A 15560-nucleotide genomic window follows, 5' to 3' on the forward strand; every position below is an offset into this window, starting at 1 on the left:
TCCGACCCCTCAGAGCTTCATCAGGCTGGCGTCGTCGACCGAGGCCGAGTGGCGGGAACGGAACAGCGACACGATGATCGCGAGCCCGACGACGACCTCCGCGGCGGCCACGACCATCGTGAAGAAGGCGATGATCTGGCCGTCCAGATTGCCGTGCATCCGGGAGAACGCCACCAGCGTGAGGTTGCAGGCGTTGAGCATCAGCTCCACGCACATGAAGAGGACGATCGCGTTGCGCCTGATCAGCACGCCGGTGGCGCCGATCGTGAACAACAGGGCCGCGAGGTAGACGTAGTTGACCGGGTTCACTTGGACGCCTCCTCCGGACGCTTGAAGGTGGACGGCTCGATCGCGGTCCGCTCCAGGCGCTCCGCCGCGCGCTGCTCCAGGGCCCGCAGGTCGTTGAGCGCCTCGGTGGACACGTCACGGATCTGGCCGCGCTCGCGCAGCGTCTTGCTGACGGTGAGGTCGGACGGGGTGCCGTCAGGCAGCAGACCGGCGATGTCCACGGCGTTGTGCCGGGCGTAGACGCCGGGTGCCGGGAGCGGCGGGACGTGCTTGCCCTCGCGCACGCGCTCCTCGGACAGCTCCCGCTGGGTCTTGGCGCGCTCGGTGCGCTCGCGGTGCGTGAGCACCATGGCGCCGATGGCGGCGGTGATCAGCAGGGCGCCGGTGATCTCGAACGCGAAGACGTACCTCGTGAAGATGAGGGTGGCCAGGCCCTCCACGTTGCCGTTCGCGTTGGCCTGCGCGAGGCCGTCGAACTGCCGCAGCGACGCGTTCCCGATACCGGCGAACAGCAGGATGCCGAAGCCGAGGCCGCACAGAAGGGCCAGCCAGCGCTGGCCCTTGATGGTCTCCTTCAGGGAGTCCGCGGCCGTCACGCCGACCAGCATCACCACGAAGAGGAACAGCATCATGATCGCGCCGGTGTAGACGACGATCTGCACGACGCCCAGGAAGTAGGCGCCGTTGGCCAGGTAGAACACCGCGAGGACGATCATGGTGCCGGCGAGGCAGAGCGCGCTGTGCACGGCCCTCTTGAGGAAGACGGTGCACAGGGCGCCGAGCACGGCGACGGTGCCGAGGATCCAGAACTGCACGGCCTCGCCGGTGGAGGTGGAGTAGGCGGCGGCGATCTGAGCGCTCATCGGCCGACCGCCTTCCCCGAGGCCGGCTCGTCCTCGCCGAAGGTCGAGGCGCCCTCCTGCGGGACCTCGCCCTTGGAGACCGCGACCTGCCCGGTCGTGCCCGGCGCGGCCTCGGTCACCAGCCCCCGGTAGTAGTCCTGCTCGTCGGTGCCGGGGTAGATGGCGTGGGGCGAGTCGACCATGCCCTCCTCCAGACCGGCGAGCAACTGCTCCTTGGTGTAGATGAGGTTGGCGCGGCTGGAGTCCGCCAGCTCGAACTCGTTGGTCATCGTGAGCGCGCGCGTGGGGCACGCCTCGATGCACAGGCCGCACAGGATGCAGCGGGCGTAGTTGATCTGGTAGACGCGGCCGTACCGCTCGCCCGGCGAGTAGCGCTCCTCGTCGGTGTTGTCGGCGCCCTCCACGTAGATGGCGTCGGCGGGGCAGGCCCAGGCGCACAGCTCGCAGCCGACGCACTTCTCCAGGCCGTCCGGATGGCGGTTGAGCTGGTGCCGTCCGTGGAAGCGCGGAGCGGTGGTCTTCTGCTGCTCCGGGTACTGCTCGGTCAGCCGCTTCTTGAACATGGCCTTGAAGGTCACGGCGAAGCCGGCCACGGGGTTCTGGAAGCCAGGCTTCGTCTGCCCGGCCTCCTTGGGCTCCTCAGCCATCGGACGCCTCCTTTCCATCCAGAGATCCGTCACTGTGAGTATCGGACCCGCCACTGACAATCAGCTCCCGCTCCCGCCGCGGCCGGCGCCGCGGGACCGGCGGCAGCTCCTGCCCGGGCAGCGGCGGCACGGGGAAGCCACCGGCCATCGGGTCGAACCCGGCGGGCTCCTCGGCGGGTTGCGCCGCGCCCTTCGCCCGCTCGCGGAACAGGTCCGCGATGACGGAGAGCAGCAGCAGCGCGATGACTCCGCCGCCGACGTACAGGGCGATGTCCGCGAAGTCGTAGTTCTCGTTGCGCAGCGTCCGCACGGTCGCGACCAGCATCAGCCAGACGACGGAGACCGGGATGAGGACCTTCCAGCCGAGCTTCATCAGCTGGTCGTAGCGCACGCGCGGGAGCGTGCCGCGCAGCCAGATGAAGAAGAACAGCAGCAGCTGCACCTTGATGACGAACCAGAGCAGCGGCCACCAGCCGTGGTTCGCGCCCTCCCAGAAGGAGCTGATCGGGTAGGGCGCCCGCCAGCCGCCCAGGAAGAGCGTCACGGACACCGCCGAGACCGTCACCATGTTCACGTACTCGGCGAGCATGAACATCGCGAACTTGATGGACGAGTACTCGGTGTTGAAACCGCCGACCAGGTCGCCCTCGGACTCCGGCATGTCGAAGGGGGCGCGGTTGGTCTCGCCGACCATCGTCACGATGTAGATCAGGAACGACACCGGCAGCAGGACGATGTACCAGCGGTCGTGCTGCGCCTCGACGATCGCCGAGGTGGACATCGACCCGGAGTAGAGGAACACCGAGGCGAACGCGGCGCCCATCGCGATCTCGTAGGAGATCATCTGCGCGCACGAGCGCAGGCCGCCGAGCAGCGGGTACGTCGATCCGGAGCTCCAGCCCGCGAGCACGATGCCGTAGATGCCGACCGAGGCGACCGCGAGGATGTAGAGCATCGCGATCGGCAGGTCGGTGAGCTGCATCGTGGTGCGCTGGCCGAAGATCGAGATCTCGTTGCCGGCCGGGCCGAAGGGGATCACCGCGATCGCCATGAAGGCCGGGATGGCCGCGACGATCGGCGCGAGGACGTACACCACCTTGTCGGCGCGCTTGACGATGACGTCTTCCTTGAGCATCAGCTTGATGCCGTCGGCGAGCGACTGGAGCATGCCCCAGGGGCCGTGCCGGTTGGGGCCGATGCGCAGCTGCATCCACGCGACGACCTTGCGCTCCCAGACGATCGAGAACAGCACGGTCACCATCAGGAAGGCGAAGCAGAACACCGCCTTGACGACGACCAGCCACCAGGGGTCGCGGCCGAACATCGAGAGGTCTTCAGCGGCGAGGAAAGGGCTCATGCCTCCACCTCCTCGGGGGCCTCGGACGCGAGGGTCGCCGGGCCGATGCGGACGAGTGAGCCGGGCAGCACCCCGGCGTCGGAGGCGACGCCCGCGCCGGCGGAGTTCAGCGGCAGCCACACCACCCGGTCGGGCATCTCCGTGATCCGGAGGGGCAGTTCGACGACTCCGGCGGGCCCGGTGACGGCGAGCACGTCGCCGTCCTTCACCCCCGCCTCGGCGGCCGTGGCGGCCGACACGCGCGCGCGGGCGGCGTGCCGGGTGCCGGCGAGCGCCTCGTCGCCCTGCTGGAGCAGGCCCTGGTCGAGCAGCAGCCGGTGCCCGGCGAGGACGGCCTCACCGGCCGCCGGACGCGGCAGCTGGGCGGCGGTCTCCAGCGGCTGGGCGGCCCGCGGACCGTCCCAGGAGCCGAGCCGGTCGATCTCCGCGCGCGTGGTGCGCAGATCGGGCAGCCCCAGGTGCACGTCCATCGCGTCGGCCAGCATCTGCAGGACCCGCGCGTCGGCCGGGGCCGGCCGACGGGTCGACTGGTCGGGCTTCAGCGCGGCCTCGAAGAAGCGCACCCGGCCCTCCCAGTTGAGGAAGGTGCCGGCCTTCTCGGCGACGGCGGCCACCGGCAGCACCACGTCGGCGAGCTGCGTCACCTCGCTGGGCCGCAACTCGAGCGACACCACGAACCCGGCCTCGGCGAGCGCCTCGCGCGCGCGTGCCGGGTCGGGCAGGTCGGCGACCTCGACGCCCGCGACCAGCAGGGCCTGGAGCTCGCCGCGCGCGGCGGCCTCCACGATCTGCCCGGTGTCGCGGCCGTAGCGGGAGGGGAGTTCGGCCACGCCCCACAGGGCGGCGACCTCGTCCCGCGCGCGCGGGTCGGTCGCGGGACGCCCGCCGGGCAGCAGCGACGGCAGCGCTCCCACCTCGACGGCGGCCCGCTCCCCGGCCCGGCGCGGGATCCACACCAGCTGGGCGCCGGTGGCGGCCGCGGCCCGCACGGCGGCCGTGAGCCCGCCCGGGACGGCGGCCAGCCGCTCGCCGACGACGATCACGGCACCCTCGGTGCGCAGCGCCCCGGCCGCCTCGGCGCCGGGGCCCTCCAGGCCGGTGCCGGCGGCGAGCGCGTCCAGCCACTTGGTCTCGGTGCCGGGAGCGGCGGGCAGCAGGGTGCCGCCGGCCTTCTCCAGGCCCCGGGTCGCGTGCGTGGCCAGGGAGAAGATCCTCTGGCCGTGCTTGCGCCACGCCTTGCGCAGCCGCAGGAAGACGCCGGGTGCCTCCTCCTCGGCCTCGAACCCGGCCAGCAGGACGGCGGGCGCCTTCTCCAGGGAGGTGTAGGTGACTCCGGTGCCGTCGAGGTCACGGCCGCGACCGGCGATCTGCGCGGCGAGGAAGTCGGCCTCCTCGCCGCTGTGCGCCCGCGCGCGGAAGTCGATGTCGTTGGTGTCTAGGGCCACGCGCGCGAACTTGCTGTACGCGTAGGCGTCCTCGACGGTGAGCCGGCCACCGGTCAGCACACCGGTCCGGCCGCGCGAGGCGAGCAGCCCTTGGGCGGCGATCTGGAGCGCCTCCGGCCAGGACGCCGGTTCGAGGTCGCCCTCGGCGTTGCGCACCAGCGGGGTGTCCAGCCGGTCGCGCTGCTGGGCGTAGCGGAAGGCGAAGCGCCCCTTGTCGCAGATCCACTCCTCGTTGACCTCGGGGTCGTCCGCCGCGAGGCGCCGCATGACCTTGCCGCGCCGGTGGTCGGTGCGGGTGGCGCAGCCGCCCGAGCAGTGCTCGCACACCGACGGCGAGGAGACCAGGTCGAAGGGCCGGGAGCGGAATCGGTACGCCGCCGAGGTGAGCGCGCCGACCGGGCAGATCTGGATGGTGTTGCCGGAGAAGTACGACTCGAACGGGTCGCCCTCGCCGGTGCCGACCTGCTGGAGGGCGCCGCGTTCGACCAGCTCGATCATCGGGTCGCCCGCGACCTGGTTGGAGAACCGGGTGCAGCGGGCGCACAGCACGCACCGCTCGCGGTCGAGCAGTACCTGTGTGGAGATCGGGACGGGCTTCTCGTACGTGCGCTTCCTGCCCTCGAAGCGGGACTCGGCGGCGCCGTGCGACATGGCCTGGTTCTGCAGCGGGCACTCGCCGCCCTTGTCGCAGACGGGGCAGTCCAGCGGGTGGTTGATGAGCAGGAGCTCCATCACACCCTTCTGCGCCTTCTCCGCGACCGGCGAGGTGAGGTGCGTCTTCACGACCATGCCGTCGGTGCACGTGATCGTGCAGGACGCCATCGGCTTGCGCTGGCCCTCGACCTCGACGATGCACTGGCGGCAGGCGCCGGCCGGGTCGAGGAGCGGGTGGTCGCAGAAGCGCGGGATCTCGATGCCGAGCTGCTCGGCGGCCCGGATGACCAGGGTGCCCTTGGGCACGCTGATCTCGGCGCCGTCGATCGTCAGCGTCACGAGGTCCTCCGGCGGGACCGCCGCCTCTCCCCCTCCGGAGGGAGCGCTGGTGGTCACAGTCATGCGTTCACCTCCGTGCGGTGGTCGGCCCAGGCCGTCGACCTGGCCGGGTCGAAGGGGCAGCCACGGCCCGTGATGTGCTCCTCGTACTCCTCGCGGAAGTACTTCAGCGAGGAGAAGATCGGCGAGGCGGCGCCGTCGCCGAGGGCGCAGAAGGACTTGCCGTTGATGTTGTCGGCGATGTCGTTCAGCTTGTCGAGGTCGCTCATCACGCCCTTGCCGGCCTCGATGTCGCGCAACAGCTGCACGAGCCAGTACGTGCCTTCGCGGCAGGGCGTGCACTTGCCGCAGGACTCGTGGGCGTAGAACTCGGTCCAGCGGGTGACGGCGCGGACCACGCAGGTCGTCTCGTCGAAGCACTGGAGCGCCTTGGTGCCGAGCATGGAGCCGGCGGCGCCCACCCCTTCGTAGTCGAGGGGGACGTCGAGGTGCTCGTCGGTGAACATCGGCGTGGACGAGCCGCCCGGCGTCCAGAACTTCAGCCGGTGGCCGGGCCGCATGCCGCCGCTCATGTCGAGCAGCTGGCGCAGGGTGATGCCGAGCGGGGCCTCGTACTGGCCGGGGCCGGCGACATGGCCACTGAGCGAGTACAGCGTGAAACCCGGGGACTTCTCGCTGCCCATCGAGCGGAACCACTCCTTGCCCCGGTTCAGGATGGCGGGAACCGACGCGATCGACTCGACGTTGTTCACCACGGTGGGGCAGGCGTAGAGACCTGCCACGGCCGGGAAGGGGGGACGCAGTCGCGGTTGACCACGGCGGCCTTCGAGCGAGTCGAGCAGCGCGGTCTCCTCACCGCAGATGTACGCGCCGGCTCCGGCGTGCACGGTGAGTTCGAGGTCGAGTCCGCTGCCCAGGACGTCCTTGCCGAGGTAGCCCGCCGCGTAGGCCTCGCGCACGGCCTCGTGCAACCGCCGCAGGACGGGGACGACTTCCCCCCGCAGATAGATGAAGGCGTGCGACGACCGGATGGCGTAGCACGCGATCACGATGCCCTCGATGAGGCTGTGCGGGTTCGCGAAGAGGAGCGGGATGTCCTTGCAGGTCCCCGGCTCCGATTCGTCGGCGTTGACCACCAGGTAGTGCGGCTTGCCGTCTCCCTGCGGAATGAACTGCCACTTCATCCCGGTGGGGAATCCCGCGCCGCCGCGTCCGCGCAGACCGGAGTCCTTCACGTAGGCGATCAGGTCGTCCGGCGACATCGCCAGCGCCTTGCGGAGCCCCTCGTACCCCTCGTGCCTGCGGTAGACGTCGAGCGTCCAGGACCGGTCCTCGTCCCAGAAGGCCGACAGCACGGGTGCGAGCAGCTTCTCGGGACTGTTCTCCTTGAGCTCCGCTGCCAATGTCATCACTCCCCCTCCTCTGCGACAGGACCCGCCGGGTGGGCCGGGTCGGACGCGGACGAATCCTGCGGCGCGTCGTGCGAGCTGAGGTGTTCAGCGGGCGACGGTTGGTGCACGGTCCTGTCCTGCGGCTCGTCGCGCGGGTGGACCACGCGTGCGGGTGCGGCCTCTCCCCTGGCCAGGCGGAGGCCCACCAGCGACGCCGGTCCGGCGCTGCCGCCCTCCTCGACGGCTCCGGGCCGCTCGTCGGGGAAGCCGGCCAGGATCCGCGCGGTCTCCTTGAAGGTGCACAGGCGGGCCCCGCGTGTGGGCGCCACGTCACGGCCGGCACGCAGGTCGTCGACGAGCCGCTTGGCGCTGTCGGGGGTCTGGTTGTCGAAGAACTCCCAGTTGACCATCACGACCGGGGCGTAGTCGCAGGCCGCGTTGCACTCGATGTGCTCCAGGGTGACCTTGCCGTCGTCGGTGGTCTCGCCGTTGCCGACGCCCAGGTGCTCCTGGAGCTCCTCGAAGATGGCGTCGCCGCCCATGACCGCGCACAGCGTGTTGGTGCACACGCCCACCTGGTAGTCGCCGGACGGCTTGCGGCGGTACATGGTGTAGAAGGTCGCGACCGCGGTGACCTCGGCCGTGGTCAGGCCGAGCACGTCCGCGCAGAACTGCATCCCGGTGCGCGTGACGTGGCCCTCCTCCGCCTGCACGAGGTGCAGCAGCGGCAGCAGGGCGGACCGCGAGTCCGGGTAGCGGGCGATGATCTCGCGCGCGTCCGTCTCCAGGCGGGCTCGGACGTCGTCCGGGTAGGCGGGGGCGGGCAGTTCGGGCATGCCCAGGCTGACGCCCCGCTCGGAAGATGAGGTGGTCACCGGTCGACGCCTCCCATCACGGGGTCGATGGACGCGACGGCGACGATGACGTCGGCGACCTGGCCGCCCTCGCACATCGCCGCCATGGCCTGCAGGTTGGTGAAGGACGGGTCGCGGAAGTGGACCCGGAAGGGGCGGGTGCCTCCGTCGGAGACGGCGTGCACCCCGAGCTCGCCCTTGGGCGACTCGACGGCCGCGTAGGTCTGTCCCGGCGGGACGCGGAAGCCCTCGGTGACCAGCTTGAAGTGGTGGATCAGGGCCTCCATGGAGGTGCCCATGATCTTCTTGATGTGGTCGAGGGAGTTGCCGAGCCCGTCGGGTCCCAGGGCGAGCTGGGCGGGCCAGGCGATCTTCTTGTCGGCGACCATGACCGGGCCCGGCTCGAGCCGGTCCAGGCACTGCTCGACGATCCCGAGCGACTGGCGCATCTCCTCCAGGCGGATCAGGAAGCGCCCGTAGGAGTCGCAGGTGTCGGCGGTCGGGATCTCGAAGTCGTAGGTCTCGTAGCCGCAGTACGGCTGCGCCTTGCGCAGGTCGTGCGGGAGGCCGGTGGAGCGCAGGATCGGGCCGGTGGCGCCGAGGGCCATGCAGCCGGCCAGGTCGAGGTAGCCGACGTCCTGCATACGGGCCTTGAAGATGGGGTTCCCGGTGGCGAGCTTGTCGTACTCCGGGAGGTTCTTCCTCATCTTCTTCACGAACTCGCGGATGTGGTCCACCGCGCCGGGCGGCAGGTCCTGCGCGAGTCCGCCGGGGCGGATGTACGCGTGGTTCATCCGCAGGCCCGTGATGAGCTCGTAGATGTCGAGAATCATTTCACGATCACGGAATCCGTAGATCATGATCGTGGTGGCGCCGAGCTCCATGCCGCCGGTGGCGATGCACACCAGGTGGGAGGAGAGCCGGTTCAGCTCCATCAGGAGCACCCGGATGATCTTGGCGCGCTCGGTGATCTCGTCCTCGATGCCGAGGAGCTTCTCGACGGCGAGGCAGTAGGCCGTCTCGTTGAAGAAGGACGTCAGGTAGTCCATGCGCGTCACGAACGTGGTGCCCTGCGTCCAGGTCCGGTACTCGAGGTTCTTCTCGATACCGGTGTGGAGGTAGCCGATGCCGCAGCGGGCCTCGGTGACCGTCTCGCCCTCGATCTCCAGGATCAGGCGCAGCACTCCGTGGGTGGACGGGTGCTGGGGGCCCATGTTGACGACGATGCGCTCGTCGTCGGCCTTGGCCGCGGACTCGACGACCTCGTCCCAGTCGCCACCGGTGACGGTGTAGACCGTGCCTTCGGTGGTTTCACGGGCGGATGCTGACTGCGTGCTCACGAGTACGACCTCCGCTGGTCCGGAGCCGGGATCTGGGCGCCCTTGTACTCGACGGCGATGCCGCCGAGGGGGTAGTCCTTGCGCTGCGGGTGGCCCTGCCAGTCGTCCGGCATCATGATCCGCGTCAGGGCGGGGTGACCGTCGAAGACGATGCCGAAGAAGTCGTACGTCTCGCGCTCGTGCCAGTCGTTCGTCGGGTACACGGAGACGAGCGACGGGACGTGCGGGTCGCTGTCCGGGACGCTGACCTCCAGGCGGATCAGCCGGTTGTGGGTGATCGAGCGCAGGTGGTAGACGGCGTGCAGCTCGCGTCCCTTGTCGTGCGGGTAGTGGACGCCGCTGACGCCCGTGCACAGCTCGAAGCGCAGGGCCGGGTCGTCGCGCAGGGTGCGGGCGACGCGGAGCAGGTGCTCGCGTTCGACGTGGAAGGTCAGTTCGTCACGGTCGACGACTGTCTTCTCGATGGCGTTGTCGGGCAGCAGGCCCTGTTCCTCCAGCGCGCCCTCGAGTTCGTCGGCGACTTCGTCGAACCAGCCGCCGTAGGGGCGGCTCGCCGGTCCCGGGAGGCGGACCGAGCGGACCAGGCCGCCGTAACCGGAGGTGTCGCCGCCGTTGTTGGCGCCGAACATGCCGCGCTGGACGCGGATCTCCTCGCCGCCCTGGCCGCGCCGGCCGGGGAGGTTGGAGGCGGACAGGTCCTTCTCCGGGTTCGCCCCGTTCGACCCGTTCGCCGCGTTGGTGCCGTTGGCGTCGCTCACCGCAGCAGCCCCTTCATCTCGATCGTGGGCAGGGCCTTGAGCGCCGCTTCCTCCGCCTCACGGGCCGCCTCCTCGGCGTTGACCCCGAGCTTGGAGCCCTGGATCTTCTGGTGCAGCTTGAGGATGGCGTCCATCAGCATCTCGGGCCGTGGCGGACAGCCCGGGAGATAGATGTCGACCGGGACGATGTGGTCGACGCCCTGGACGATCGCGTAGTTGTTGAACATGCCGCCCGAGGAGGCGCAGACCCCCATGGAGATCACCCACTTGGGGTTCGGCATCTGGTCGTAGACCTGCCGGAGCACCGGCGCCATCTTCTGGCTGACCCGGCCGGCGACGATCATCAGGTCGGCCTGGCGCGGCGATCCGCGGAAGACCTCCATGCCGAAGCGCGCCAGGTCGTAGCGGCCGGCGCCGGTCGTCATCATCTCGATGGCGCAGCACGCGAGGCCGAAGGTGGCCGGGAAGACGGACGCCTTGCGCACCCAGCCCGCGGCCTGTTCGACGGTGGTCAGCAGGAATCCGCTCGGCAGCTTTTCTTCGAGTCCCATGTCGTTAAAGGCCCCTCAGTCCCATTCCAGGCCGCCGCGCCGCCATACGTACGCGTACGCGACGAAGACGGTGAGCACGAAGAGCAGCATCTCCACGAGCCCGAAGATCCCCAGGGAGTCGAAGGTGACGGCCCAGGGGTAGAGGAAGACGATCTCGATATCGAAGATGATGAAGAGCATCGCCGTCAGGTAGTACTTGATGGGGAAGCGCCCGCCACCGGCCGGCGTGGGGGTCGGCTCGATTCCGCACTCGTAGGCCTCGAGCTTGGCCCGGTTGTACCGCTTCGGACCGATCAGCGTGGCCATGACCACGGAGAAGATCGCAAAGCCTGCCCCGAGGGCTCCCAGTACGAGGATGGGCGCATACGCGTTCACCGCTCCTCGCTCCTCTCAGTCGGCACTGACTGCATGGGGGTCCCCCCTGGTCGAGCGGAGCCGAGACCTGGGGGAGGTTGCACTGGACTCACGGCCACCCCACCGGCCCCACGAACACCGCCTGTCCCGGCGAAGATCGAGAACATGTGAAGCAGGTCACAAGCCCAACTGCCTCGCATCTTATGCCTGCCGGTCTGTGATCTGCGACACGGGGTATTGCACAAGCTTTGTGATCTCCACCACCTGACGAACGATCATGAACACGGATGAGCGGTGATCTTCGCACGTGAAGCGTCCGAGTGATCACCAGAGGTGACATTTTCGCTCGTCGGCGCAGCTCAGAGGGGGCGTCTCCATATCAAGAGGCTTCCCTTGCATGCAAATTGGAGTTGGACCGGAAGACTTGATAGAGGACCGCGTTCACACATCAGAGGGAGCGACGGGGGCCGATGTGGACGCGTGCGCGCGTTCACGAACTCCGGAGGCGCGATCCGGACTCCGGACGCGCACGCGACCGTAACCGTTGCGTGACCTCCGCCACACCTGTCAGGGGTCCGTGAGAACCGGGCTTGGCCATCGGTCCCCACCAGTGGTAAGCGCGGGGCAATTAGGACTTAATGATGAAAGACCGTGATCACGGGCAGGATGACGGCCGTCCGCAATGTCCGTTACGGCGTCAATAAAGGGCGCTCCGGCGGGAATTTGGGGCGTCCGTTGAACAACTGTGGCGCAGCCCACGTTTCTTGAAGGTATGGAGGAGCCCCTGATACCGGTTGTACCCATGTCCCACACCGCTCACATACGCAGCCACCGGAAGCCCCGCCGTACCGCGTCGACCACGATCGCGATGCGTGCCGGAGTCGCCGGTGGCGTCCTCAGCATGGCGGCGGCTGGTGCTGCGGCCACGGCGCACGCCGCCGAGCCGGTCACGCAGACCATCGAACTGCCCACCCTCTCGGGGGACCTGGCGGACCAGCTCGCCCAGTCCGCGGACGCCACGCAGCTGGCGGCGGCGAACTACGAGCTCGAGGCCGAGCGTGACGCGGCCGCCGCCGCGGCGGCCGAGGAGGCCAAGAAGGACCTCGCGCAGGCCAAGAAGAAGGCCGAGGCGAAGAAGAAGGCCGAGGAGGCCCGTAAGGCCGCCGCGGAGGCCGCAGCGTCGCGCAGCACCGAGCGCACCACCCTGGCCGTCTCCGCGAGCGTCTCCGCCCCCGCCAGCGGCAGCGTCGCGACGGTCGTCTCCTTCCTCAAGGCTCAGGTCGGCGACGCGTATGTCATGGGTGCCACCGGCCCCAACGCGTGGGACTGCTCCAGTCTGGTGCAGGCCGCCTTCAAGCAGGTCGGCGTCGACCTGCCGCGGGTCTCCCAGGACCAGTCGATGGCCGGCACCGACATCCCGCTGTCGCAGATCCAGGTCGGCGACATCCTCTACTGGGGCGGCAAGGGTTCCGCCTACCATGTGGGCGTCTACATCGGTAACGGCCAGTACCTGGACGCGGCCAACCCCTCCAAGGGCGTCGTCATCCAGGACCTGTCGGGTTACCCGGCGTCGGGCGCGGTCCGCGTGCTCTGAGCCGTACAGATCGCCGTAAGGGCCGCAGCCGCTCGGGGGCAGCGGCCCTTACGCGTGCCCGGGGTCGCCCCGGGCGGTGCGGTCAGGCCTTCGGGGCCACCTTGCTCAGGCCGTTGATGATCCGGTCCATCGCGTCGCCGCCGGTCGGGTCCGTGAGGTTCGCCAGGAGCTTCAGCGTGAACTTCATGAGCATCGGGTGGGTCAGACCGCGCTGCGTGGCGATCTTCATGACCCTGGGGTTGCCGATGAGCTTCACGAAGGCGCGGCCCAGCGTGTAGTAGCCGCCGTAGGTGTCCTTGAGGACCTGCGGGTAGCGCTGGAGGGCCATCTCCCGGCCCGCGGGGGTCGAGCGGGCGTGCGCCTGGACGATGACGTCGGCGGCGATCTGCCCGGACTCCATGGCGTAGGCGATGCCCTCGCCGTTGAACGGGTTCACCAGGCCGCCGGCGTCGCCGACGAGCAGCAGACCCTTGGTGTAGTGCGGCTGGCGGTTGAAGGCCATCGGCAGGGCGGCGCCGCGGATCGGGCCGGTCATGTTCTCCGGGGTGTAGCCCCAGTCCTCCGGCATCGAGGCGCACCACGCCTTCAGGACCTCGCGCCAGTCCAGTTCCTTGAAGGAATCGGAGGTGTTGAGGACGCCGAGTCCGACGTTGGACGTGCCGTCGCCCATGCCGAAGATCCAGCCGTAGCCCGGCAGCAGCCGGTCCTCGGGGCCCCGGCGGTCCCACAGCTCCAGCCAGGACTCCAGGTAGTCGTCCTCGTGGCGGGGGCTCGTGAAGTACGTCCGCACGGCGACGCCCATCGGGCGGTCCTCGCGGCGGTGCAGACCCATCGCCAGGGACAGCCGGGAGGAGTTGCCGTCGGCGGCGACGACGAGCGGCGCCCGGAAGGTGACCTCGCGCTTCTCCTCCCCGAGCTTGGCGTGGACGCCGGTGATCCGGCCGGTGCGGTCGTCGATCACGGGGGCGCCGACGTTGCAGCGCTCGAAGAGCCGGGCGCCCGCCTTCTGGGCCTGGCGGGCGAGTTGCTCGTCGAAGTCGTCGCGCTTGCGCACGAGTCCGTAGTCCGGGAAGGAGGCGAGATCCGGCCAGTCCAGCTGGAGGCGCACGCCGCCGCCGATGATCCGCAGGCCCTTGTTGCGCAGCCAGCCGGCCTCCTCGGAGATGTCGATGCCCATGGCGACGAGCTGCTTGGTGGCGCGGGGGGTCAGCCCGTCGCCGCAGACCTTCTCCCGCGGGAACTCGGTCTTCTCCAGGAGCAGTACGTCGAGTCCGGCCCTGGCGAGGTGGTACGCGGTGGTGGAGCCGGCTGGGCCCGCTCCGACGACGATGACATCGGCGGTGTTTTCGGAGAGGGGCTCGGTCACGGCGGGAACTCCCCAAGGTTCGAAATCTGCGTGCCGACGGGCACTGGACATGGGCAGTCTATGCAGCACAATTGATCACCCGGCTGAAGGGCTGCCCTGTGAACCGAGCTCTGCCCGTAGTACGGCTGCGTGTGCCCACCGACGAGGACGCGGTGGCCTGGCACCGCGCCTTCGCCCATCCCGACGTCATGGAGTTCCACGGCGGCCGGGCCGCCGGACTCTCCGTCTACGAGGAGCTCACCGCCCGCCAGCGCCGGCACGACGCCGAGCGCGGTTTCTGTCTGTGGACGATGCTCGACGAGGACGACCGGGTCATCGGCTTCACCGGCGCCCAGCCCTGGGAACGGCAGTGGGGTCCCACCGGGGAGATCGAGATCGGGTGGCGGCTCGCCCGGGAGCACTGGGGCAAGGGGTACGTCACGGCGGCCGCGCGGCAGACGCTGGAGCGGGTGCGGGCCGCCGGGGTGCCGGGGGTCGTCGCGATGGTGGACGCCCGCAACGAGCGGTCGATAGCGGTGACGCGGCGGCTGGGGATGCGGCTCGCGGAGGTGTTCAGCACACCGGACGCCCGGCGGGGACACTGCTACCGGCTCGACCTGGACGCCCCAGCCGGACACGCAGAGTAACTGACTGTCACAGAAAGACACTTGACGCTTCCGGACGGCACCCCCGGGCGGTTACCCTGCAGGTACCGCTGGGGGTGACATCTGTGCACACAACACCCACGACACCCGAGGTGCGGGTCCCGCGACTCGTCGGACTGATGGCCATGGACGCCCGTGAGGCAGCCAAGTCCCACGGCCTGTCCCTGACCGCACCCGACCGGCCGGACTTCCCGCTCGTCGTCGTCGACTACGTCGTCCGTCAGTACCCGCAGCCCGGCACCCCGGTGCCGCGGGACTCGACGGTCGCCGTCTGGTTCGACTTCGGCGAGGGAGAGGGCGGCGGAGGGGTGCGCGAGCCGCGCATACCGCGCCCGCCGTCGGGGGGCAGGCCCCGCGCGCTCGACGAGCCCGGAGACCCCTACCCCGTGGTCAGCTCTGCTTGAACCCGCGGTGCAGGGCGACGACCCCGCCCGTCAGGTTCCGCCAGGCCACCTTGGACCAGCCCGCCTTGCGCAGCCGCTCGGCGAGGGCCGGCTGGTCGGGCCAGGCGCGGATGGACTCGGCGAGGTAGACGTACGCGTCCGGGTTCGAGGACACCGCGCGGGCGACCGGCGGCAGGGCGCGCATCAGGTACTCGGTGTAGACGGTGCGGAAGGGCGCCCATGTCGGGTGGGAGAACTCGCAGATGACGACGCGGCCGCCGGGCCGGGTCACCCGGTGCATCTCGCGCAGCGCGGTGTCGAAGTCCTGCACGTTGCGCAGCCCGAATGAGATCGTGACGGCGTCGAACGTGTCGTCCCGGAACGGCAGTCGCGTCGCGTCGCCCGCGGTGAACGGCAGCCAGGTGTGCTTGCGCTTGCCGACCTGGAGCATGCCGAGCGAGAAGTCGCAGGGGACGACGTAGGCACCGGTCCGCGCGAAGGGCAGCGAGGAGGTGCCCGTGCCGGCGGCGAGGTCGAGGACCTTCTGCGCGGGGCGGGCGTCGACGGCGCGGGCGACCTCCTTGCGCCATCTGCGGTCCTGCCCGAGCGACAGCACGTCGTTGGTCAGGTCGTACCGTTCCGCCACGTTGTCGAACATCGAGGCGACTTCGTGCGGCTGCTTGTCCAGGGATGCGCGGGTCACCCGCCCATTCTTGCAGCCGCTCCCCGGTC

16 protein-coding genes are annotated in these 15560 nt (G+C 69.8%); 3 read left to right on the forward strand and 13 right to left on the reverse strand.

Annotated features, from left to right (window positions below; translation table 11 throughout):
• Positions 1 to 9: 9 nt before the first annotated feature.
• Genes nuoK through ABZ899_RS21780 form a run of 11 tightly spaced genes read right to left on the reverse strand, consistent with a single transcriptional unit; the run spans position 10 to position 10862 of the window.
• The gene (nuoK, locus tag ABZ899_RS21730) at positions 10 to 309 is read right to left on the reverse strand and encodes an NADH-quinone oxidoreductase subunit NuoK (protein ID WP_062664186.1); all 300 of its coding nucleotides are present in this window, start codon (positions 307 to 309) and stop codon (positions 10 to 12) included.
• Positions 306 to 1151 carry an NADH-quinone oxidoreductase subunit J gene (locus ABZ899_RS21735; RefSeq protein ID WP_361348481.1) on the reverse strand — a complete coding sequence of 282 codons (846 nt, stop codon included), beginning with the start codon at positions 1149 to 1151 and terminating at the stop codon, positions 306 to 308. Before ABZ899_RS21735 ends, nuoK begins: the two co-directional genes overlap by 4 nt.
• A complete protein-coding gene (nuoI, locus tag ABZ899_RS21740) occupies positions 1148 to 1798 on the reverse strand; it encodes an NADH-quinone oxidoreductase subunit NuoI (protein ID WP_361348484.1) in 651 nt (216 codons plus the stop codon). Before nuoI ends, ABZ899_RS21735 begins: the two co-directional genes overlap by 4 nt.
• Entirely contained in the window at positions 1791 to 3155 is a 1365-nt protein-coding gene (gene nuoH / locus ABZ899_RS21745) for an NADH-quinone oxidoreductase subunit NuoH (RefSeq protein WP_361348487.1), read from the reverse strand. The genes nuoI and nuoH overlap by 8 nt, the downstream gene beginning before the upstream one ends.
• Positions 3152 to 5656: an NADH-quinone oxidoreductase subunit G gene (locus ABZ899_RS21750; RefSeq protein ID WP_361348489.1), complete on the reverse strand. Its 2505-nt coding sequence runs from the start codon at positions 5654 to 5656 to the stop codon at positions 3152 to 3154. The genes nuoH and ABZ899_RS21750 overlap by 4 nt, the downstream gene beginning before the upstream one ends.
• On the reverse strand, positions 5653 to 7005 hold the full coding sequence (nuoF, locus tag ABZ899_RS21755) for an NADH-quinone oxidoreductase subunit NuoF (RefSeq protein WP_361348492.1): 1353 nt from the start codon (positions 7003 to 7005) through the stop codon (positions 5653 to 5655). Before nuoF ends, ABZ899_RS21750 begins: the two co-directional genes overlap by 4 nt.
• Entirely contained in the window at positions 7002 to 7859 is an 858-nt protein-coding gene (nuoE, locus tag ABZ899_RS21760) for an NADH-quinone oxidoreductase subunit NuoE (RefSeq protein WP_361348494.1), read from the reverse strand. Before nuoE ends, nuoF begins: the two co-directional genes overlap by 4 nt.
• Positions 7856 to 9178 (reverse strand): NADH-quinone oxidoreductase subunit D, encoded by a 1323-nt coding sequence (locus ABZ899_RS21765; protein WP_361348497.1) that lies wholly within the window; start codon positions 9176 to 9178, stop codon positions 7856 to 7858. Before ABZ899_RS21765 ends, nuoE begins: the two co-directional genes overlap by 4 nt.
• Positions 9175 to 9936: an NADH-quinone oxidoreductase subunit C gene (locus ABZ899_RS21770; RefSeq protein ID WP_361348500.1), complete on the reverse strand. Its 762-nt coding sequence runs from the start codon at positions 9934 to 9936 to the stop codon at positions 9175 to 9177. Before ABZ899_RS21770 ends, ABZ899_RS21765 begins: the two co-directional genes overlap by 4 nt.
• Entirely contained in the window at positions 9933 to 10487 is a 555-nt protein-coding gene (locus ABZ899_RS21775; RefSeq protein ID WP_030494814.1) for an NADH-quinone oxidoreductase subunit B, read from the reverse strand. Before ABZ899_RS21775 ends, ABZ899_RS21770 begins: the two co-directional genes overlap by 4 nt.
• A gap of 15 nt (positions 10488 to 10502) precedes the next feature.
• Complete coding sequence (locus ABZ899_RS21780; protein ID WP_030950624.1) at positions 10503 to 10862, reverse strand: NADH-quinone oxidoreductase subunit A; 360 nt, start codon at positions 10860 to 10862, stop codon at positions 10503 to 10505.
• Positions 10863 to 11613: 751 nt separating this feature from the next.
• Here ABZ899_RS21780 and ABZ899_RS21785 point away from each other — a divergent pair.
• Positions 11614 to 12435 carry a C40 family peptidase gene (locus ABZ899_RS21785; RefSeq protein ID WP_361348504.1) on the forward strand — a complete coding sequence of 274 codons (822 nt, stop codon included), beginning with the start codon at positions 11614 to 11616 and terminating at the stop codon, positions 12433 to 12435.
• An 82-nt stretch (positions 12436 to 12517) separates the two neighbouring features.
• Here the strand turns inward: ABZ899_RS21785 and ABZ899_RS21790 are convergent, their stop codons facing one another.
• Positions 12518 to 13852, reverse strand: a complete 1335-nt coding sequence (locus tag ABZ899_RS21790) for a geranylgeranyl reductase family protein (protein ID WP_361348507.1) — start codon at positions 13850 to 13852, stop codon at positions 12518 to 12520.
• Between the two features lie 47 nt (positions 13853 to 13899).
• Between ABZ899_RS21790 and ABZ899_RS21795 the strand changes: the two genes are divergently transcribed.
• Both ABZ899_RS21795 and ABZ899_RS21800 read left to right on the forward strand, forming a co-directional pair.
• Positions 13900 to 14427 (forward strand): GNAT family N-acetyltransferase, encoded by a 528-nt coding sequence (locus ABZ899_RS21795; RefSeq protein ID WP_361348510.1) that lies wholly within the window; start codon positions 13900 to 13902, stop codon positions 14425 to 14427.
• Positions 14428 to 14510: 83 nt separating this feature from the next.
• On the forward strand, positions 14511 to 14849 hold the full coding sequence (locus tag ABZ899_RS21800; RefSeq protein ID WP_361348513.1) for a PASTA domain-containing protein: 339 nt from the start codon (positions 14511 to 14513) through the stop codon (positions 14847 to 14849).
• Here ABZ899_RS21800 and ABZ899_RS21805 read toward each other — a convergent pair.
• Entirely contained in the window at positions 14836 to 15531 is a 696-nt protein-coding gene (locus ABZ899_RS21805; RefSeq protein WP_361348516.1) for a demethylmenaquinone methyltransferase, read from the reverse strand. The genes ABZ899_RS21800 and ABZ899_RS21805 overlap by 14 nt on opposite strands.
• Positions 15532 to 15560: the final 29 nt, after the last annotated feature.

Origin of the sequence: Streptomyces sp. NPDC046859 (assembly GCF_040645135.1) — a bacterium.
Taxonomy (GTDB): Bacteria; Actinomycetota; Actinomycetes; order Streptomycetales; family Streptomycetaceae; genus Streptomyces.

Excerpts from the sequence above, each read along its gene's own strand:
- ABZ899_RS21785 (WP_361348504.1), top strand. The coding sequence starts at position 11,614 with ATGGAGGAGCCCCTGATACCGGTTGTACCCATGTCCCACACCGCTCAC.
- nuoI (WP_361348484.1), bottom strand. The coding sequence starts at position 1,798 with ATGGCTGAGGAGCCCAAGGAGGCCGGGCAGACGAAGCCTGGCTTCCAG.
- ABZ899_RS21775 (WP_030494814.1), bottom strand. The coding sequence starts at position 10,487 with ATGGGACTCGAAGAAAAGCTGCCGAGCGGATTCCTGCTGACCACCGTC.
- ABZ899_RS21750 (WP_361348489.1), bottom strand. The coding sequence starts at position 5,656 with ATGACTGTGACCACCAGCGCTCCCTCCGGAGGGGGAGAGGCGGCGGTC.
- ABZ899_RS21735 (WP_361348481.1), bottom strand. The coding sequence starts at position 1,151 with ATGAGCGCTCAGATCGCCGCCGCCTACTCCACCTCCACCGGCGAGGCC.
- nuoH (WP_361348487.1), bottom strand. The coding sequence starts at position 3,155 with ATGAGCCCTTTCCTCGCCGCTGAAGACCTCTCGATGTTCGGCCGCGAC.
- ABZ899_RS21790 (WP_361348507.1), bottom strand. The coding sequence starts at position 13,852 with ATGTCCAGTGCCCGTCGGCACGCAGATTTCGAACCTTGGGGAGTTCCC.